This window comes from Amycolatopsis sp. NPDC043889 (genome assembly GCF_056435645.1).
The window spans coordinates 190,648-209,102 of record NZ_JBWKEC010000016.1; the positions used below are offsets into that span (position 1 = coordinate 190,648).

Below are 18,455 nucleotides of genomic sequence, written 5' to 3' on the forward strand. Positions count from 1 at the left end.
CCGTCTAGCCGCGCGTTTCACCTTCATGCTGGTGAACGTCCGGGATGCCGTCGTGGTCGGAGTCGACCGACTCTTCGGCACAGATTCTGCGGTGCACCCGGTTGCGAATGCGCAGGATGATCGTGGCGACGAGACCGGCGAGCAGGGAGCCCACCAAGATCGCGATCTTCGCATGTTCGTCACTCTCGCTGCCTGCGCCGAAGGCGAGATCACCGATGAGCAGGGACACGGTGAAGCCGATGCCGCCCAGCGCGGCCAGCCCGATCACGTCGGTCCAGGCGAGGTCGTCGTGGAGTTCCGCACGGGTGAACCGGGACACGAGGTAGGTGGCCCCGGTGATGCCGACGGTCTTGCCGAGCAAGAGCGCGAGGACGATACCCAGCGCCACAGGGTCGAGGAGTGAATCGGCCAGGCCGCCAAGTCCACCCACGGTGACACCGGCGGCGAAGAAAGCGAATACCGGGACCACCACGGCGGCCGAGATCGGCCGGAACCGGTGCTCGAAATGCTCGGCGAGCCCTGGCCCTTCGCCGTGCTTGCGGATCACGGGTACCGCGAACCCCAGCAGGACGCCGGCGACCGTGGCGTGAATTCCCGAAGCGTGCACCAGCGCCCAGGTCGTCGCCGCGAGCGGAAGCAGCAGCCACCAAGATCGCACCCGGCGCTGAACCAGCACGGCGAACGCGGCCAAGGGAAGCAGGGCCAGCACTAGCGGGCCGACCAGGAGCTCACGGGTGTAGAAAACAGCGATGATCACGATGGCGATCAGGTCGTCGACGACAGCCAACGTGAGCAAGAAGGTTCGCAGCGCGGACGGCAAGTGGTGCCCGATCACCGCCAAGACGGCCAAGGCGAACGCGATGTCCGTGGCTGTCGGGATCGCCCAGCCACCCAGCGCGGCCGAGTCACCGAGATTGATCGCGATGTAGATCAGAGCCGGTACGACGACGCCTCCGACAGCGGCGGCGACCGGGACCGCGGCCCGCCGGGGATCGCGCAGATCCCCGGCGACGAACTCGCGTTTGACCTCCAGGCCCGCGACGAAGAAGAAGATCGCGAGAAGTCCATCCGCGGCCCAGGTCGCCAAGCTGAGATCCAGATGCAGAGCCGCCGGCCCTACCCGGACCTCACGCAACGCCTCGTATGCGCCTGACCAAGGGGTGTTCGCCCACACCAAGGCGACGACGGCTCCGACCAGGAGCAGAACACCACCCACGGTCTCCTTGCGCAGGATCTCCGCGACGCGCTGCGCCTCCGGCCAGGACCCGCGGTCGAAAAGGCGGGCTCCAGGTGTGGCGCTCTCAGACATGGAACGCCGAGGTGCGCGATCCAGTGGCGGGAACAGTGCTCATGGGCTACTCCGGGTGCGGTTCGGCTCGGCTCGCCGACCAGTCTTCCCGGCACACCACGAGGCTGCGCCTCGACGCGGACACCATACCCACGCTTACGTATTCTTGACGAACTGAAAGCCAAGGACCGCTACCCGTGCCCTTGCCCGGCCCGCTCCCAGAGCCTGCCGAACCTGACGGTGATCTGGCGGCACAAGCGACTTGCTCTTCACCCAGGCCCGTTCACCGTGGATTCCGCGGTGACTTCCATGGACTTCCTTCTCGTCCGTCAAGTGACGCGCTCGATGGCGCTGACCGCGGCTTCCAAACCGTTCTCCTCCCGGATCTCCCGCCCCAGGAGTTCGGCTCGCTCTCGCATCCCGGCATCACCGGTGGCTTGCCGCAGCGCCGCGGCGAGCCGATCGGAGGTGAGGTGCTGCTGCCGGATCGGCGGCGGAGCGACGCCGGCGGCGTGCATGCAGCGCGCCCAGTACGGCTGGTCGGCGACGAACGGGCACACCACCTGCGGCCTGCCCGCCGCGAGAGCGGCGCCGGTGGTGCCGCCGCCACCGTGATGCACGACCGCGCTCACCCGCGGGAACAGCCAATCGTGTGGCGCGTGCTCGATCACCAGGACGTCATCGTCGCCGACGTCTCCATCGATCCCGCCCCAGCCGGTCGCGACCACCGCGCGAACCCCGGCCTGCCGGACAGCGTTCTCGACCACTTCCCGCGTGCGCCGCGCGTCTCGGCCCGCCATGCTGCCGAATCCGATGTAGACAGGAGCCGTCCCAGCGTCGAGAAACTCCTGCAAGCGCGCGGGTGGCGACCACGTCGGCGCGGCGAGGAGATACCAGAAGCCGGTGGTGCGCACCGAATCCGGCCAATCGCCGGCGGCGGCTGTCACATGCCGGCTGAATGCCTGCAGCACCGGCCGGTCGCGGCCTTCCTTGTCGTGGAACAGGTCGTGGCTCCCCCGGCGACGCGGGAGCCCGAGTTCGGTGGTGCGCCAGGTGGTGGTGATCCCCGCGTACGTGCGCAGGATCGCGGACACCGCGAGGTAGCTGGCACGATTGAGGACCTTCGGCAGCCGCGGCAACGGCACCATCGGGCAGGGGAATTCGGAGGTGGGAACCCAGCCGGGTTGCAGGGCGACGACCACCGACGGGACGCCGAGCATCTCGGCGGCATGCTGGGCCGCCACCCCGGTCGTGTGCACGACGACGTCCGCGCGGGACGCCTTCGCCGCCACGCCGACGTCATGCAGGACCGCCACCATCCACGGCTTGAGGCGTTGCGCCGTCCGCACGGCGGTGATCTTGCCTCGTAGACCCCGGTAGCCGTTCTCCATTGCCTCCTTCACCACCGGGTCGTCCATCAACCGGTTCGGCCCCTCGTCCAGCGGCGCGAACTCGATCCCGTGCTCCGCCGCGGCGTCCCCGAACGATCCTGGCGCGGCCAGCACCGCTTCATGCCCTCGCTCCCGCAGGGCCACCGCGAGCGCCAGCATCGGCTGGACGTCGCCACGGGTGCCATGGGTGACGAGCAACACCCTCATCGTCCCGCCTCCTGCTCTCCGATGGCCGAGTAGGCCTTCAGCCAGCGGTCATCGGCGAACAGGCCGTCGGTGAGCATCTCCAAACCGGCCCGGGCGCCGCGTACCGCCGTCACGGTCTCCGCGGCATCGCCGTCGAGCAAGCGCCCCACGTGATCCCCGAGCACCAACGGTGCCAACAGCCACGACACATAGACGACCGCGCGCGCCCGCTTGTCCGCCGCGGCGCGCACCCAGCCTTCGCGCTCTCCTTCAGCGAGCCACTCCTCGGTGTGCTCCACGATCTCGTCGAACAGGGCGGACGCGGCACTCGTACCGTCCAGGAACGCCCGCGCGAGATAACGCCGCACTGGAGTGGCGGCCCGCAAAGCCTCCGCCAGAGCAGTGATGCCGTCGTCTCCTCCGGAGCGGATGGCTTCGAGCACGTGATCGTCACATGCCTGCCGCAATCCCTCCTTCGAGCCGAAGTGATGCAGCACCAGCCCCGGCGACACGCCGGCGTCGGCGGCGACAGCGCGCACCGACGTCCCCGGTACACCGTCGGCACCGAACCTCGCCAAGGCCGCATCCCGGATCCGAGCCCGGGCGGTCAGATCAGACACTGAACGCATGATCAGAGTATTGAACACTCGTTCAGTCACTGTCAAGCACATGAGGAGAACCCTCACCGCCGATAGCCTGGGCAGCTAGACCGGCGGGGACAATTCGAGCACCCTACGTCACGATGCTGTGACCGGCTTCGCCCTCTCGCCGGTTCACGTGACGTCCCTGCGCAGGGGCACGGCGACGGCAATCACAGCCGCGACGACGGCGTAACCGAGAAGCACGAGCGCCGCGGCCGGCGCTGACAGCAGTACTGCCGCGGCGCCCCCGGTCTGGCTCGCGGTGGCCTCGGCGAGGTAGGTGAAGCCGGTCAGCGCGGCGGAGGCACCGCCGGGCAGGTAGGGGTAGACGGCGTTGACGCCGGGAATCAGCAGTAGCGCGAACTCGCCGAGATAGAAGTAGGCCCCGACGACGACCAGCGCGGCCACTTGATTGCGGAGCAGCGCTCCGAAGGCGACACCGAGAACGGTGTACACCGTCATCGCTACCGCGACGCGGAGCAGCGTGACGACGATTTCCCCGGCAGGCAGGCCGAGTTCCACATCGCGAAGGACCGCGACGGCGAACAGTCCGGCTCCCGCACACAGAACCACGAGGAGCGCGTAGACCAACCCTGCGATCGCATGGACGACCAGCTTCGCTGCCAGCACGCTCCATCGCCTCGGCGCGAAGAGGTAGGTGGAGGTGATCGTCTGGTGCCGGTACTCGGCGGTCACGGCGCTGGTGCCCAGCAACGCGGGCACGAAGGCCAGAATCCCGAGCATCCCCAGCAGCAGCCGAGTGCCGTCCTCGGTCGTGAGGCCCGGCATCGGAGGCTGAAAGTTCTCCGGCCCGACGAGTGCAAGCAGAGCGATGAAGCCACCACTTACCACCGCGGCGACCAGCCCCCACAGCCAGAACTTCGTTGTGAGCAGGCGACGGACTTCGGCCGAGAGCAAAGAGCGCACCATCACCGGAGACCTCCGGATTCTTTCGTGGTCAAGGAAAGGAACACTTCTTCCAGGTTGATCCGCTGAGGTGTGAGCTCGTTGAGCGCGACACCATGCCGGAGGGCGATATCGGCGATGCGTGCCGTGGACAAGCCCTCGATCCGCGCAACCCCGTCCCCTACCGGCACACAGTGAAATCCTTGCCCGGTAACCATTTCGGCGGTCAACGCGACCGTGAGCCGGTCCAGGTCCGGCGTCCTGACCAGCACGCCCTGCCGCCGGCCTTGGGCGAGGTCGGCCATCTCACCGGAGAACGCCAACGCGCCGTCACGGATCACGACGACCCGGTCCGCCATCTGCTCGATCTCGCCCAGCAGGTGACTGGACACCAGCGCGGCTCCACCTTGTGCGGCGAACTCGCGAACGAACCGCCGCAGCCAGGCGATGCCCTCGGGATCCAGCCCGTTGCCGGGTTCGTCGAGCAGCAGGACCCGCGGATCACCAAGCAGGGCGGTGGCCAGGCTGAGCCGTTGCCGCATTCCGGTCGATAGGCCACGGGTCTTCCGATCGGCGTACGACGCCGCACCGGTGCGTTCGAGGACTTCCACAACCCGGGAATCCGGGTAGCCGCCCATCCGCGCGTACACCCGCAAGTGGTCGCGGCCGGTACGAGCGGGATGGAAACCCGAGCGGTCGAGCAGGGCGCCGACCGTCCCGGCCGGACGCGGAAGTTCCCGATAGCGCGCACCGCCGATGGTCGCCGTGCCGGAGGTCGGCGTCACCAAGCCGAGGATCATCCGCATCGTGGTGGTCTTACCCGCACCGTTCGGCCCCAGGAAGCCGGTCACACAACCGGCTTCCACCACGAAACTCAGGTCGTCGACGGCCGTGACCGGCCCGAATCGCTTCGTCAGGTGGGTTACGCGGATCGCGGCCTCGGTCATGCCTTCACCTCGGCGCCCAACCGCTGAACGAGTTCAGCCGCGTCGGACGTGCTGAGAATCAGCTCACGGAACCGGGGATCGCCTTCGACCTCCACCCGCGGTGCGGGCAGTCCCTTCTGTATCGACACGAGCCGCCTGCCAGACCAGACGCCGACCTTCTGCACACCGGTCACCTCCACTCCCCTACGGGTTCCGTTGACCGCCCACAACGGCCGCCTGAGGAGCAGGACGTGTCGGATCGCCGTCAACGGGACCCGCACCTCGCTCCGCCGGCTGATCAACCGCTCCCATGAGGTCAGCCGGACGCTGAGCTCGCGGCCCTGAATCATCACCTGAGCCATGACACCCTCCAGTACTATTTGTTCTATTAGATGTATAGCAGATAGACTAAGTGGTGTACGGCTGACGATGAACCTCGACAGCGATGTGCCGATCCATCAGCAGATCCGGGACAGGGGTCGTCGAGGCGATAGCCCGCGGTGAAGCGAAGGCAGGCGACGCCCTGCCTTCGACACGGCAACTCGCCGCCGATTTCGGGATCAACTTCCACACCGTGAACAAGGCCTACGACCTGTTGCGGCAGCAAGGAATCATCGGGACTCGAGTACCGGCATCGGACTCGGGCTGAGCGTCGCCTCGGGTTTCACCGAGGCGATGGGCGGCACGATCGACGTCGAGCACACCCGGCCTCTTCCTCGAAGACGCCATCGGCGTGGGCCCGGTACGCCACCGGCTCAGAAGAACGGGGCAGCATCGAGTACACCCTCAGCGTGCTCAAGTGCCCACTGGTCGTGGTCCTCGGCCACGACCAGTGCGGCGCGGTCGCCGCCACAGGCACCGCGCTCGCCGAAGGCCTCGGCACCGACGGCTTCGTCCGCGACGACATCGAACGCGCCACCCCAGCCACCTCCGGCGGCTTCTTCCCCATGACGTCAATGGCGACGGGAACCGCGCCGAGCATCGTGATCGCGAGTGGGCTCAGTGTGCTCCTGGGGTGATCAGCCCGGTCTCGTAGGCGATCGCGACGAGCCGCGCGCGATCGCGGGCGCCGAGCTTGCCGAGCAGGCGGCCGACGTGGGTACGCGCGGTGGCCGGGCTCATGTGCAGGCTTCGCCCGATCTCGGCGTTCGACTGGCCAGCCCCGACCTTGGCGAGGACCTCGCGTTCCCGTGCGGTGAGCCTGTCGAGCCGCTCGGCCGAGCCTCTGCGCGGGCTCGCCGCCGCGGCCCGCATGACCCGGCGTGTCACGGAAGGTGAGAGCAAGGCGTCGCCGCGGGCGACGATCCGCACGGCTCCGCGCAGGTCGTCCGGGCTTGTGTCCTTCAGCAGGAACCCGGCCGCGCCCGCCCTGATCGCGTCGAGGATGTGCTCGTCGGTGTCGAAAGTGGTGAGCACGACGACCTGCACCTGCCGCAGCTCCGGGTCCGCGACGATCCGGCGGGTCGCCGCGATGCCGTCTTCGGCCGGCATCCGGATGTCCATCAGCACGACATCCGGACGCTCCCGCGCGATGAGCACGATGCCTGCGGCGGCGTCGCCCGCTTCTCCGACGACGGTGATGTCGTCGGCACGTTCCAGCAGAGACCGGAGCCCCTCCCGGACCAGCGGCTGGTCGTCCACGAGCACCACGCGGATCACGCGCGTCCTCGCACGGGGATCCGGGCCTGGACCACGAACGATTCGCCGGGTCGGGATCGGACGTCCAAGTCGCCGCCGAGCAGGACCAGCCGCTCGCGCATGCCGGCGATACCCCAGCCCGTGGAGGTGTCAGCGGGCGCTTCGCTGCCGCGGCCGTTGTCGGTCACGCTGATTCCCACGGAGTCGTTGTCGTAGTCCAGTTCGATGAGCACGGTACTGGCATCGGCGTGCCTCAGCACATTGCTCAGCGCCTCCTGGATCAACCGGTAGGCGGTCACGTCCGCGATCGCGGGCAGCGAGACCGGTGTACCGATGGTGCGCACCCGTACCTCAAGTCCGGCGTCGGTGGCGGTGCCGACGAGAACGTCCAACCGGTCGAGCCCGGGCACCGGGGATTCGTGGGCTCCCTCGGGTTCGCGCAGGGCGTGCAGCGTCGCCCGCAGCTCCTCGCCCACGTTCCGGCACGCCGCCCGAGCCGCCGCGAGCGAACGTCTCGCCGTCTCGGGGTCGTCGGCCAAAGTCTCCCTCGCCACGTCGGTGTGCAGTGAGATCACCGATACCGTATGCGCCATGAGATCGTGCAGGTCCCGCGCGATCCGCACGCGCTCTTGCTCGACCCGGGCCGCCGCCTCACGCTCTCGCTCCATCTGGGCGGCCTGGGCTTGTTTGACCAGTTCGGCCCGCCAGCCACGCCGGGAACGAAGACTGTCGCCCAGCGCGATGACCGTCGCCATCAGCGCGGCCGACGTCGGCACCTCCAGGCCGAGCACGAAACCGAGGTCGTCACCCTGGCCGACCCGCATCCCAGTGGAGATGGCCAGCAACCCCGCGGCAGTGCCGACGGCCCAGTACAGCCGGCCGTACTCGGTGGCCGAGAACAGTGCCGCGGCCACCGGCACGGCGAGACCGATCGGCGGGTAGGACAGCATGTAGTAGCCCAGCAGAGCGACTGCCGTGACGAGCAGCGTCGCGACCGGCCAGCGTCGACGCACCATCATCAACGAGCCGAACAACGCTCCGAACAAATAGGCGGCGAGACCCGGCGAGGACGGGCCGCCCACGTTCGCGGCGATAGCCGTGCCGACCGCGACCAGCACGAGTATGCCGAGACCGAGATCGACGAGGAACCGCCGTCTGCCGTCGGGGCCAGCCTCCCCTGTGGACTGTCCGATGGCCACGATCCTGCCCCTTCCGGTTCACTTCCGTTGGCGTAGTCCCGAAACCATCTTGGCCAACAGCCATCCGACGGCACCGCTCGCCGCGCCGGTGAGCATCCCGGTGAACAGACTGCTGCCGAACGCGAAGATCCGCAGCACCACTGCCTCCGTGGACGGCGGCAGTGTGCCGGTCAGGTTGCCGCCAAGACTCGGTGGCCCACCGGGGAATGCCTCGGTCCACAACAACTGGTGGGTGATGCCGAGCAGGACACCGTGGACCAAGCCCACCATGAGTAAGGTGAGGAACGGATTCGGCACCCGGCGCCACAGCACGATCGCGAGCCAGATGGCGAGCGGCACGAACACCAGCAGCGCGTTGCCCACCGGCCCCACCAGGCCGAGGTCGTGCGCGACCACCCTGGGTACGCCGAGAGCGGCGAGGCCGAGGATTCCCGGCAGGGAGATGCCGAGTGAGGGAAGATCCCTGCCCTTCACGCCTGACCTCCGCAAAGCGAGCGCGCCTGGTGGTAGCGCAGGAAACCGATGAAGGCCAGCGTCGCGGTGACCGCGCTGAACGTGAGCCGGAACCAGTGACCGGTCTCGAACTCGACCGCCGTCTGACGGAGGAACTCCACGGAATGCACAGCGAGCCCCTCCTCGAACATGATGTCGTTACGTGGCCAGAAATAGAACACAGAGAACAGAAATTCGCCGACCACCAGGGTCGCGAGGCTCCCGGTGATCCACCACCTCGCCTGCCGTGACCGGCGAAATAGCAGCAGGGTGACCACGGCCGCCACCACGGTGGCCGCGCCCATCGGAGGGAAGAAGTCGGCCGGTCCGGTGACCACGAAGAATTCCATTGACTTGGCCAAGGACGCTGGGGCGTCGTGGAAGACGTTCGGATAGATGACTATGGTTTCGACCGCGATACCTCCGAAAGCCACCATGGCTATCCAGACATAGGCGCCCGAAACGGCAAGGTAAATGCCATTGTGTCGCACGTGCTTCTCCGCTCGACGGGAAAGGAACCACTACCTCGTCGAAAGTATGTCCCTCCTCGGCTACTCACATCCGCATGCGGTCTCCATCCGAGTACGTAAATCGACGTAGTGACAACGACCAGAGCTCAGGTATTCGGATCCCGGCGGCGGTAGCCGATGCACCGAGCAATGCGGCGATCGGCGAGGTGTCCGTACGGTGTGAGGTAGGTCAGCCAGAGAGTGTTGCTCTTGCTCTACCCGCACGGCTTGTCCTCGGAGGACTTCGTGCCCGCTGAGGCAGTTCCTTGGCTCGACGAAAGGTCTGTCGGGACCGGTGGTCACGAAGCTGACCGAGCAGTGGATGTCCGAGCAGCGCGCGTTCTGCGAGCGCAACCTGTCCACTGTGGACTTCGTGTATCTGTGGGCGGACGGGATCCACGTCAACATCCGCCTGGAGGAACAGAAGCTGAGCCCGCTGGTGATGATCGGGATGCACACTGACGGCCGCAAGGAACCCGGAACGCTCGGGTTCTGGAGCACGCTGCGTGAGGTTTCCCCCGAGACGTGGGAACAGCGGTGCTGGTTCCACAAGATCGCCAACGTCCTCACGGCATTGCCCAAGTCCGCGCGTCCCGGGGTGAAGAAGGTCCTCGCCGAGATCTTGGAACGCCGAAGACCGCCGCCTCGCCCTCGATGCGGTGAAGGCGTTCGACGCCGCCTACGGCGCCAAGTTCCCCAAGGCCGTCGCCAAGATCACCGATGACGTTGAGGAGCTACTGGCGTTCTATGGCTACCCTGCCGAGCACTGGATCCACCTGCGCATCACGAACCCGATCGAGTCGACCTTTGCCACCGTGCGGCACCCGCGCAAGCGGGGTTGGTCCCGCGTAAGCGAACTTCACCAGCAGAGGGTGCCGGTCGTCACTGCGCGAGCGGGGTTGGTCCCTGCGTGGACTGGACGGCGGGCGGGTTCTGCGCGTCGTCCCCGCGCGAGCGGGGTTGGTCCCCGCGTCGTCGCGTTCCGGGAACCGGCGCCTTCGTCGTCCCCGCGCGAGCGGGGTTGGTCCCGAGGTGATGTCGAGCGCCAGCTCCTCCACGCCCGACCCGTCCGGCAGTACCCGGCCGACGCGACTTTGTCGAGGCTGCTCCCGCCCAACCCAGCGACCCCTGGGTCAGGCTGCCTCCAGCTTCACCCCGTCGCTACGACGACGGAGCGATGGACGGTCTTCCACCTCCATCCGCAACAACAGCGCCTCGTGGCGCACCCGAACCCGAACAGGAACGTCAGCCCGACCACGATCCCCACCATGGTGCTCACCGACGACACAACCGGATCGCGCCGCTCCCCACCGTCATCGTCCACACCACCCGACAACGCAGCCCTTCAAGACGGCTGGACCAGTCGGCAGGGTCCGGTATCCGCGAGCCCGAGACGAGCCCGAGAGGCCCGAAACAGTCCGACACCAGGCGACACACCCCGTCACAGCGGATGCCTCGCGACCAGACGAAAAGGTCTTGTTCGACATCACTCGACACCATCCGACACGCCCAGGTGCCGCCCCTTAACCAGCGGGTTCGGGGTTCGAGTCCCTGATGTCGCACAGTAAGAAACCAAAGCCCACCTCCAGGATTTCTCCGCAAAGAGGATCTTGCCGGTGGGCTTTGATCTTGGGCGGGTCCGGATGAGGCCGTACCTGCCCAACCCTTTCATTTCTCGGCCTTCTTGCCTAGGCTGCTGCCTCATTTCCCTAGCGCTATGAGCCAAGCAGGGCACACGCCCGCGGCCAGCGACAGCCTGGCCTTCCTCGATCGCGGCCAGTGCGTCCCCGCACCGGCCCAAATCACCGAAATCGGCTAAGAGATTACTTATCGAGCTGACGACGGCCGTCCCTCGAATGCCGATGGCCTACCCGGATGCCGGTCAAACCGGTCGGGCCAGGTATGACCAGGTCCTGCTCGCGTCTGCCCGTGTCGACCGATCGGCCGTCGGCACCCTGTTCGCACCGAGGGACCGTCACTTACCGGGGCCGTGGAGCCCGTGACCGTATGGTGGTCATGGGCTCCACAGGGTCAGCTCATTGGACGGTGAGACTGTATTCGGCGGTACCGGTTTTCCCGGTGCTGTCGGTGGCGGTGATGATGATCTTGTAGGTGCCGCGCTGGAACGGGGCGGCGATGGACATGCGTGATGTACCGCCCGGGGCGACAGTGGCTGGCTGGAACATCGGGTTCAGCGTAAGGCCTGTCGCGGTGAGGGTGCTGTTGCCCGTTCCTCCGGCGACGGTGACGGTCGCATTGACGAACGAGCCGGATGTCACCGTTCCCGCACCGGGAGAGACAGTCGGCTTGGGACCTTCCGTGGTACCACCGTCACCGACGGTCAGAGTGTAGTCGGCGGACTTGGTGCCGGACGAGCCTTTCGCCGTGACGGTGATCCGGTGTGTGCCTTTTGGAGTGCTCGCCGCGGTCTCCACGGTGAGTTTGGCGACGTCGCCGGAGTTAAGGGACGCGCCGGGCTGGAACGTGGCCGTCGCGCCGGCGGGCAGGCCGGTGGCGGCCAAGTCGACCTTTTCGGGTCCCGCGTCGCCGGCCTTGGTCACGACGGAGGTCGAGATGTACTTGCCGGGCTCGGTTTTGCCCGCCGCCGGGCTGAGGGAGACGCCGAACTTCCCGTCACCGGGCTGAGTGCCGCCGATCTCGCCGCGGGCCCAGTCGCCCATCTCGTTGGTGAGCCGGGCCATGATGCTGTAGCGGTCGCATCCGCTTGAGCCCCACGAGACGACGCCGACGATCACGCCGTCCACGATGAACGGCCCGCCGCTGTCGCCGGAGCAGGTCGCGGTGCGCCCGTCGTTGTACCCGACGCACACCATGAGGTCAGGGTTCACCCGCACGTTGAACACCTGGCAGGCGTTCGCGTCGTTGACCGGCATCGTGGTCTTGTACAGCGTGCCGGATCCACCGCCGGCCGAGGTGCGTCCGTAGCCGACCGCGGTGCCCGACTTCCCCGGTGCGGTCAGCTCGGCGTCACCCGACCCGGCCACCTTGGCCCACTGGTTCTCCGGGACGGGAAGGTCGGTCTCGGTGGTGATCACCGCGACGTCGTAGCCGGTCTGCCAGGAGTTCGGGCCGGTGTAGCGGGGGTGCACTTTGTAGGAGGCGACAGGGGTGCGGAAGGTTTCGTCGCCTGGGGTGTTCAGGTCGTCGTCGCCGTAGAGGTAGCTCTTCGCACCGCCGACGTCGATCATGCAATGCGCCGCGGTGATGATCTTGCGTTTGCCGACGACGGAAGCGGTGCAGGACTGACCCTGTGGGCCGCCGCCACCCGCTCGCAGGCCCGCGATGATGTAAGGGTTCTCCCGCACGGTCGTGCGTTGCCCGTTGACCACCCGGGCTCCCATGTCCGGGGGCCGCAGCTGATCGGTGGGTGTCGCGGCGGTGGCGGGGTGTTCTGCGTTCGCCGTCCCGATGGCGGGCAGAGTGATCACGGCCAGTGCCATGACGGCGGCTGTGACCAGACGTGCTGTTCTCATCGTGCTCCTTGGTTCGCAGGGGGCGTTCCGGATCAGAACGTGACCGACCAGCCGGTCAGGGTGCCGGTGTCGAAGCGGTGGATGTCGCGCACTTGAAGCTTCCAGGTGCCGTTGGCGTTCTCGCCGGAGGCGTTCACGGTGAAGGTCTGGTGCACACCGCCGGCGTCGCCGATTCCCCCCGCTCGTTTGAGGGGCCACGTGGCCCCGCTCGGTCCGATCAGGTCGATCGCCAGATCCGCCGAGTAGGTATGGTCGATGTCCGCCCGTACGGCCAGTTCCGCTGAAACGTTGCCGTCGCAACCGCTCTGGGTCACGGCGCTGCCCACGGTCGTCCCGTCGTCGGGGATGGACACATCCTCGTCATTGGACTTGACACCGCACTTGGGCGGCGTGCCGCCGCCGATGAATCCGGTGTAGAGCAACGCGTCCGGCGAGCCGGCGCCGGGATCGGTCACCAGCCCCGGTGTGGCGTTGCGGACGAGCGCGTCGCGTACTTGCTGCGGTGTCGCGCCGGGATTCGCGGCTAGGTACAGCGCCGCCGCACCCGCACCGTGTGGCGAGGCCATCGAGGTGCCGCTGCCGGTACGGAAGCCGCCGGTGTGGTCGGTGGAATAGATGTTGCCGCCCGGGGCGAACAGGTCGACGCACTTCCCGTAGTTCCCGCTACGGCCGCCGCCCTGGTTGATCCAGCCGACGGTCAACGCTTCGGGGGTACGGCCAGGGCTGGCCGTACAAGCGTCCTGGCCGTTGTTGCCCGCGGCTACCGCAACCACAAAACCCTTGTCCACTAACGCTTTCACTTGGGCGTCTCCGACGCCCACGGTGTCCATGACCAGGCTCAGGTTGACCACGGCCGGTTTGACCCCGTTGGCGGCCACCCATTCCAGTCCGCTGACGGTCGCCGAGTCCGGTCCGGAACCGCCACAGCCCAGCGAGCGAACCGCGACCACCTTGGCCTTCTTGGCAACGCCGACGGTTTTGCCCGCGATGGTGCCCGCTACGTGGGAGCCGTGCCAGAAGCAGTCGCTCGCGTCGTTGTCGTTGTCGATGAAGTCGCGGCCGTGCGCGGCCCGGCCTTCGAATTCGGTATGCCGAATACCGACGCCGGAGTCGACGACATACGCGGTGACCCCCTCGCCGGCGTTGGGGTAGACGTACTTCTTGTCCAAGACCTTCGTGCGCTGGTCGATCTGGTCCAGCCCCCACGACGGCGGGTTCGGCTGCTCTCCGGCGGCACGGGCGACGCCGTCCTGATGCACCGTCCGCACCGCCGGGTCGGCGGCCAGGCGCCGGGCCTGCCGCTCGCTCAGGTCTCGGACCGAGAACCCGTTCAGAGTCAGCGCGTAGGTGTCGACCACCGCACCGCCGTAGCGCTGGGTCAACGAGGCGGCCCCACCCTGAGCGGCCGCCTGCGCGCCGTCCCGGAGGACCACTATGTAGCGACCGGCAATGGGTTGCCGGGCTTGCACGACGTCGCTTTCGGGTGTCGCGGCCGACGCGGCGGGGCTCACCGCCACCAGTGCGGCCGCGATGCCGAACAGACCTAACGTCATCCGGGCCTTTTGCATCTCTCCTCCATTTCCCGTGTGCGCCTGGCGCACCGCTTCACCATTCGGCGCGGGCGGAGGGGAAACAATCGTGGTGAGACCCCGGAGGGGTACGGCATTACCGTGATCAGGGTTACGTGGTGGCGCCGGTCCGAAGTATCGTTGCGGCCTCCTGGAACCGGTGTGACCAGCGCGAGGTGACAATGGACGGAGAGAGGGCACGTCCGCCGAGGTTCGGCACGGGTTCTGTGTCGACGCGCGGACGATCCACGCCGATGGTCGGCCGGACCGCGGAACTGGCCGCCCTGTTGGACGTCGTCACCTGCCCGCCCGCGGTGGCGTTCCTGGAGGGCGAGGCGGGGACCGGAAAGACCGCCTTGATCGGCGCCCTCGCGACGGCGGTGCGCGGCAGGAATCTGTGGATGGCCGTCGGTACCTGTCAGCCGCTGGACGAACCCTTCCCCTATGGCCCGTTACTCGACTGTCTCGGGCGAGCTGGGGACAGGATGGGCCATCCCGATCCGGTGACCGGCGCACTTCGCGGACACCTGCCGGAACTCGCCGATCTCCTGCCTCCGGCACCGCCACCCCTGGACCTCCCGGAGGCCGAGCGCCATCGGATGTTCCGTGCGGTCTGCGCGCTGGTGCGCGCGCTCGGGCAGGCCGTGCTCGTCGTCGAAGACGTGCACTGGGCGGACGAAGACACCCGTCAGGTGCTGAGATTTCTGCTCGCCGATCCGCCGCCCGGTCTGTCCCTGGTCATGACCTATCGGCGTGAGGATCTCCCCGGTGATGCCCCGCTGGAGCCGGTCGTGCACCCGCCGTCCGAGGTCGCCACCGCGCATCTGGGACTACGCCCCTTCGAGGAGCCGGACGTACGGGCACTGACCGAAGCCGTGACGGGTGGCGTCGTTTCGGAGTCGTTCACGACCGCGGTTCTGCACGCGACCGGCGGAATTCCTTTCATGGTCGCGGAAACGGTCCGTGCGCTGCGTGACCGGCTCGTGGACACCCGGATCGAGGGGGTGGCGGCGAGTCGGGTCCTGGCCGCCGTCGATGTGCCTGTCCTGGTGACGGAGTCGGTGCTCGAACGACTGCACCGGCTGATCGAACCGGAGCGCGCGGTCGCCGAGGCGGCGGCCGTGGTGGGCGAGGCGGCACCGGCGGAGATCCTCGCCGCGGTCGCGGGGTCTACCGGAGTGCAGCCGGTGGTGAACTTGGTGCGCTCCGGTGTGCTGTCGGAAGGCCCGCCGAACCGGTACGGTCTCCGGCACGACATGGCGCGGAGGGCGGTGTACGCGGCCTTGCCGGGACCGCGGCGGCGGGAGCTGCACGGCGCCGCGGTACGCGTGCTGGCCGACGTGGCCGGGTGGCCGGTCGCGCGGCTCGCCAGGCACTGCGCCGAGGCCGGCATGCCGGAAGAGTGGTTGCGATACAGCGAAAGCGCCGCGGACGCCGCGGCCGAGGCGAAGGACATGTCCATCGCGGTGGGCGTGCTCTCCCGAGTGGTCTCCGACCGCGACGTACCCGCCGAGGACTTGAACCGGCTGGCCACGAAACTCTGTGGTTACGCGCTGGCCGGGCTGCCTGACGCTGACGTGATCATGCGCTTCGAGGCGCTGCAGTCAGACCCCAGATTGACCGCCGACGTGCGCGGCGAGGTGCGCCTGTGCTTCGGCACCCTGCTGGTGCGCGAGTCCATGCTGGACCGCGGCTGTGCCGAAATCACCCATGCGTTGGAGCTTCTCGGCGACCAGCCCGAGCGCATCGCGTCCGGTATGGCCCTGCTCTCCGTGCCATACCTTGACATCGCCACCGTAGCCGACCACCGGACCTGGCTTCTGCGGGTAGAGGACCTGCTCGACCAGTTGCCGCAGCGCCCTGCGCGCACAGCGGTCCTGGCGACGGTGCTCGGGGGGCAGCTCATCGTCGGTGACCCGGTCGTCTGGGACCGGATCACCCTGCTGCCCGCGCTCAACGACATCGACGACCCCACTGAGCTCAGGCACCTCGCCCGAGCCCACGCCAACCTGGCCGACGCGTGCTCGTGGACCGGCCGGGACCGGCAGGGACGAACGTTCCTGAACACCGGGTTGGCGATGGCCTCACGGGCGGGCGCCGATTATGTGGTGGCGACGGCCGAAGCCACCGCGGCCCGGCTGGATTGGCTCGCGGGCGAGTGGTCAGGTCTGGCTGAGCGGGTACAAGCCCTGATCAATGCCTATGCCCATCTGCCACACATCGCGAACGAACTAAACCTGGTCATCGGCTGGCTGGCCGCCGCACGCGGCGACTGGCTGACCGCCGAGCACGCATTCCACGCCACCCTGGACATTCACCCGACGGCGGTGATCCCGGTGGCGGTGGCCGCGGCGGGAGGGATGGCCGCCATGCTGCTCAGCCGGGACGACGCCGCAGCTCGCGGTCACGCGGAGCGCGGGCTTGCCCTCCTCCGCGCGAAGGGCTCCTGGGCATGGACCGCCGAGATAGTCCCCCAGGCTGTCGCGTGCTATCTCGCCGACGACGAGACCGGTGCCGCGCGGCAGCTCGTCGCGGAGGCCGAGGAGGAGCTGGTCGGAATCGACGTGCCCTCGGCGCGGATTGCGCTCACGGTGTGCCAGGCACAGGTTGCCGCCGCGGCGGGAGATCACGACGACGCGGAGCAGTACTACCGTGACGCGCAGCTGCGATACCAGGAACTCGGGCAGCGCTACCGCGCCGCTCAGTGCGCCGACCGAGCCGCTCGCAGCACCGGCGCCGATCCCGCGGTGTTCCGTGAGCTGGCCGTCACGTTCGACGCCCTGGGCGCCACCGTCGACGCTGCCCGCTGCCGTCACCACATCCGCAGCACCGGCACTGTCATACCTTCCGTCCGTGGCCGCCGCAGCTACGGCACGCAGCTGTCGCCGCGCGAACACGATGTCGCACGTCTGCTGGCGAACGGCCACACCAACCGGGAGATCGCTCAAGCCCTGTTCATCTCACGGCGCACCGTCGAGGACCACGTCGCCAACGTACTCCGCAAACTCGACGCGTCCTCCCGGCGCGATGTCCGACTCTGAACCCGCTAGGGGCCAAAGCGACCCGGCCAACCGGCTCGAAGCTGAGTTGAAGACGATCCGACACTACAAGCTGATCATCATCGACGAAGTCGGCTACATCCCGTTCGACCAGGACTCGGCGAACCTGTTCTTCCAGCTCGTCGCCTCCCGCAACGAGCAGGGCGCGGTCTTCCAGGTAAGCCGACCAGTCGCGACGGACACCGGCGGTGAGCCCGAGCTCCGCCCCCGCAACCGTACGAAGAGGCGGGACTTAGACTGGCGAAGCACCCTGACCTCGACGGATTCAACGACAGAACCCGACACCCGCGAGCCCGAGGCGAGCCCGAGAGCGCACGGACAGGACAACACTCGTTGACATTTGTCGACACCAAGAGGTCTGCTAAAGCCGTTCCGACCAGACGAAAAGGTCTTGTCCGGCATTACTCGGGACCGTCCGACACGCCCAAGTGCCGCTCTTAACCAGCGGGTTCGGGGTTCGAGTCCCTGATGGCGCACAGTAAGAAACCAAAGCCCACCAACGATTTTCCCGTCATTTCAGGGGTGCCGTTGGTGGGCTTTGTTGGTGTGTGAGCCCGAGGTGGGGCCACCGTGAGCGGCCAGCGACGGGCGTGTCACGGCAACTGCGCAAGCCGCGGATGGACCAAGATCGGGTCGTCGGACGCGACCCCGCAAAGGCTCTATCTGTGACCGAGGACACGCCTGATCGAGATGTGCGCCGCGGCCGGCGAAGCGCTCGCGCGCGCTGCCGCCGGAGAAACACTGGACGCGTTGGTGAAAGACGCGTATGCGAAAGGCGCGGCGCTAAAGCCGAGGTCAGGACCTGGTGCGCGGCCAACGACATCGAGCTGGTCTGCACACCCACCAACGCCTCCTGGCTGAACTGGATCGAGTGCGAGTTCACCGCGATCCGCTACTTCACCCTCGACGGCAGCGACTACCCCAGCCACGCAGTCCAGGAAGCCGCCATCGCCGACTACCTCCGCCGGCGCAACCGCCACTGCCACCCCAAACGCCACTTCGCCGTAAACTCCACAATCCGCCACCCGGATTACCTAACCAACGTTGCTTGATACGGCACTAGTGAGCTTCCCCCCGTAGCGTGGAGGACTCCACTATGCTGCTTGCTGTTCGGGGTTGGTGGCGGTGTTTTCGTAGTCGATCGGGGATATCAGTCCA

General features: G+C 67.7%; 16 protein-coding genes and 2 pseudogenes. 6 read left to right on the forward strand and 12 right to left on the reverse strand.

Going from position 1 to position 18,455, the window contains the following annotated elements:
• Positions 1-4 precede the first annotated feature (4 nt).
• The 6 genes from nhaA to AC0685_RS27085 form a co-directional block, all read right to left on the reverse strand.
• Positions 5-1,309 carry a Na+/H+ antiporter NhaA gene (nhaA, locus tag AC0685_RS27060; protein WP_478228087.1) on the reverse strand — a complete coding sequence of 435 codons (1,305 nt, stop codon included), beginning with the start codon at positions 1,307-1,309 and terminating at the stop codon, positions 5-7.
• A gap of 308 nt (positions 1,310-1,617) precedes the next feature.
• Entirely contained in the window at positions 1,618-2,886 is a 1,269-nt protein-coding gene (locus tag AC0685_RS27065) for a glycosyltransferase (RefSeq protein ID WP_478228088.1), read from the reverse strand.
• A complete protein-coding gene (locus tag AC0685_RS27070; protein ID WP_478228089.1) occupies positions 2,883-3,494 on the reverse strand; it encodes a TetR/AcrR family transcriptional regulator in 612 nt (203 codons plus the stop codon). Before AC0685_RS27070 ends, AC0685_RS27065 begins: the two co-directional genes overlap by 4 nt.
• Before the next feature lie 144 nt (positions 3,495-3,638).
• Entirely contained in the window at positions 3,639-4,436 is a 798-nt protein-coding gene (locus AC0685_RS27075) for an ABC transporter permease (RefSeq protein ID WP_478228090.1), read from the reverse strand.
• A complete protein-coding gene (locus AC0685_RS27080; RefSeq protein ID WP_478228091.1) occupies positions 4,436-5,359 on the reverse strand; it encodes an ABC transporter ATP-binding protein in 924 nt (307 codons plus the stop codon). Before AC0685_RS27080 ends, AC0685_RS27075 begins: the two co-directional genes overlap by 1 nt.
• On the reverse strand, positions 5,356-5,700 hold the full coding sequence (locus tag AC0685_RS27085) for a hypothetical protein (RefSeq protein ID WP_478228092.1): 345 nt from the start codon (positions 5,698-5,700) through the stop codon (positions 5,356-5,358). Before AC0685_RS27085 ends, AC0685_RS27080 begins: the two co-directional genes overlap by 4 nt.
• A gap of 83 nt (positions 5,701-5,783) precedes the next feature.
• Here AC0685_RS27085 and AC0685_RS27090 point away from each other — a divergent pair, with 83 nt between their 5' ends.
• Complete coding sequence (locus AC0685_RS27090) at positions 5,784-5,987, forward strand: GntR family transcriptional regulator (RefSeq protein ID WP_478228093.1); 204 nt, start codon at positions 5,784-5,786, stop codon at positions 5,985-5,987.
• 121 nt (positions 5,988-6,108) lie between these two features.
• A pseudogene (locus AC0685_RS27095) lies at positions 6,109-6,357 on the forward strand (carbonic anhydrase); the annotation flags it as partial.
• Here the strand turns inward: AC0685_RS27095 and AC0685_RS27100 are convergent.
• Genes AC0685_RS27100 through AC0685_RS27115 form a run of 4 tightly spaced genes read right to left on the reverse strand, consistent with a single transcriptional unit; the run spans position 6,338 to position 9,158 of the window.
• Positions 6,338-6,997, reverse strand: a complete 660-nt coding sequence (locus AC0685_RS27100) for a response regulator (protein WP_478228094.1) — start codon at positions 6,995-6,997, stop codon at positions 6,338-6,340. The pseudogene AC0685_RS27095 and the gene AC0685_RS27100 overlap by 20 nt on opposite strands.
• Positions 6,994-8,175: a sensor histidine kinase gene (locus tag AC0685_RS27105; RefSeq protein WP_478228095.1), complete on the reverse strand. Its 1,182-nt coding sequence runs from the start codon at positions 8,173-8,175 to the stop codon at positions 6,994-6,996. Before AC0685_RS27105 ends, AC0685_RS27100 begins: the two co-directional genes overlap by 4 nt.
• Positions 8,176-8,193: 18 nt before the next feature.
• Positions 8,194-8,649 carry a hypothetical protein gene (locus AC0685_RS27110; RefSeq protein WP_478228096.1) on the reverse strand — a complete coding sequence of 152 codons (456 nt, stop codon included), beginning with the start codon at positions 8,647-8,649 and terminating at the stop codon, positions 8,194-8,196.
• Positions 8,646-9,158 (reverse strand): anthrone oxygenase family protein, encoded by a 513-nt coding sequence (locus tag AC0685_RS27115; protein WP_478228097.1) that lies wholly within the window; start codon positions 9,156-9,158, stop codon positions 8,646-8,648. Before AC0685_RS27115 ends, AC0685_RS27110 begins: the two co-directional genes overlap by 4 nt.
• A 219-nt stretch (positions 9,159-9,377) precedes the next feature.
• Here AC0685_RS27115 and AC0685_RS27120 point away from each other — a divergent pair.
• Positions 9,378-9,997 (forward strand): annotated as a pseudogene (locus AC0685_RS27120) (transposase); the annotation flags it as partial.
• A gap of 1,215 nt (positions 9,998-11,212) precedes the next feature.
• Here the strand turns inward: AC0685_RS27120 and AC0685_RS27125 are convergent.
• Positions 11,213-12,670: a trypsin-like serine protease gene (locus tag AC0685_RS27125; RefSeq protein WP_478228098.1), complete on the reverse strand. Its 1,458-nt coding sequence runs from the start codon at positions 12,668-12,670 to the stop codon at positions 11,213-11,215.
• A gap of 32 nt (positions 12,671-12,702) precedes the next feature.
• A complete protein-coding gene (locus tag AC0685_RS27130; RefSeq protein ID WP_478228099.1) occupies positions 12,703-14,223 on the reverse strand; it encodes a S8 family serine peptidase in 1,521 nt (506 codons plus the stop codon).
• 269 nt (positions 14,224-14,492) lie between these two features.
• On the opposite strand from AC0685_RS27130, the gene AC0685_RS27135 reads away from it, so the two are divergent.
• The 3 genes from AC0685_RS27135 (at position 14,493) to AC0685_RS27145 (ending at position 18,349) form a co-directional block, all read left to right on the forward strand.
• A complete protein-coding gene (locus tag AC0685_RS27135; protein WP_478228100.1) occupies positions 14,493-17,279 on the forward strand; it encodes an ATP-binding protein in 2,787 nt (928 codons plus the stop codon).
• Positions 17,266-17,634, forward strand: a complete 369-nt coding sequence (locus AC0685_RS27140) for an ATP-binding protein (RefSeq protein WP_478228101.1) — start codon at positions 17,266-17,268, stop codon at positions 17,632-17,634. Before AC0685_RS27135 ends, AC0685_RS27140 begins: the two co-directional genes overlap by 14 nt.
• Before the next feature lie 328 nt (positions 17,635-17,962).
• Complete coding sequence (locus tag AC0685_RS27145) at positions 17,963-18,349, forward strand: hypothetical protein (RefSeq protein WP_478228102.1); 387 nt, start codon at positions 17,963-17,965, stop codon at positions 18,347-18,349.
• The last annotated feature ends 106 nt before the right edge of the window (positions 18,350-18,455 follow it).

What these genes read in the sequence shown, in the direction of transcription:
- AC0685_RS27065 (WP_478228088.1), bottom strand. Translation starts at nt 2,886, where the DNA reads ATGAGGGTGTTGCTCGTCACCCATGGCACCCGTGGCGACGTCCAGCCG.
- AC0685_RS27085 (WP_478228092.1), bottom strand. Translation starts at nt 5,700, where the DNA reads ATGGCTCAGGTGATGATTCAGGGCCGCGAGCTCAGCGTCCGGCTGACC.
- AC0685_RS27135 (WP_478228100.1), top strand. Translation starts at nt 14,493, where the DNA reads ATGGTCGGCCGGACCGCGGAACTGGCCGCCCTGTTGGACGTCGTCACC.
- nhaA (WP_478228087.1), bottom strand. Translation starts at nt 1,309, where the DNA reads ATGTCTGAGAGCGCCACACCTGGAGCCCGCCTTTTCGACCGCGGGTCC.
- AC0685_RS27075 (WP_478228090.1), bottom strand. Translation starts at nt 4,436, where the DNA reads ATGGTGCGCTCTTTGCTCTCGGCCGAAGTCCGTCGCCTGCTCACAACG.
- AC0685_RS27140 (WP_478228101.1), top strand. Translation starts at nt 17,266, where the DNA reads ATGTCCGACTCTGAACCCGCTAGGGGCCAAAGCGACCCGGCCAACCGG.
- AC0685_RS27090 (WP_478228093.1), top strand. Translation starts at nt 5,784, where the DNA reads ATGTGCCGATCCATCAGCAGATCCGGGACAGGGGTCGTCGAGGCGATA.
- AC0685_RS27070 (WP_478228089.1), bottom strand. Translation starts at nt 3,494, where the DNA reads ATGCGTTCAGTGTCTGATCTGACCGCCCGGGCTCGGATCCGGGATGCG.
- AC0685_RS27130 (WP_478228099.1), bottom strand. Translation starts at nt 14,223, where the DNA reads ATGACGTTAGGTCTGTTCGGCATCGCGGCCGCACTGGTGGCGGTGAGC.
- AC0685_RS27125 (WP_478228098.1), bottom strand. Translation starts at nt 12,670, where the DNA reads ATGAGAACAGCACGTCTGGTCACAGCCGCCGTCATGGCACTGGCCGTG.
- AC0685_RS27080 (WP_478228091.1), bottom strand. Translation starts at nt 5,359, where the DNA reads ATGACCGAGGCCGCGATCCGCGTAACCCACCTGACGAAGCGATTCGGG.